Here is a 440-nt window from a genome sequence, read left to right as displayed (position 1 = left end):
TGGCCGTGGTGTGGAGGATGATGGCGCCCGCCGCGCCCACCTTCGCCGCCTGCTCGTACTTGTAATCCCAGCGGCCGTACCAGAGGCGCGTGCGCCCCCCGAAGAGCCGGGGATCATCCTCCGGGTCGCTGTTGAGGATGAGCAGCGTCTTGCCGCGCAGGTCCATCCCCTTGAAGTCGTCCCACGCGTACTCGGGCGCCTGGATGCCGTAGCCCACGAAGACGAGCTCGGACGCGTCCAGCTTCGCCTCGGGAACCTGCACGCCCGACACCGCGATGAAGTCCTCGTGGAACTTCAGCTCCGCGGCGCCCAGCGGTGCGCGGATGGACATCGTCTCCGGATGGCCGGTGACACCCACCAGGTCGAACGGTTGGAAGAACGTGCCGTCGGTGCCCGCGGGCTTCAGCCCCAGGGCCTCCAACTGCGCCGCGATGTACGCC

At 68.6% G+C, this 440-nt stretch carries 1 pseudogene; it reads right to left on the bottom strand.

Annotated features, from left to right (window positions below):
- Positions 1 to 440, bottom strand: a pseudogene (locus D7Y04_RS42725) (peptidase M28); the annotation flags it as partial.

The sequence above is a fragment of the Corallococcus sp. AB038B genome, assembly GCF_003668955.1.
GTDB lineage: Bacteria > Myxococcota > Myxococcia > Myxococcales > Myxococcaceae > Corallococcus > Corallococcus exiguus.
This window is presented reverse-complemented; position numbering and strand designations above follow the sequence as displayed.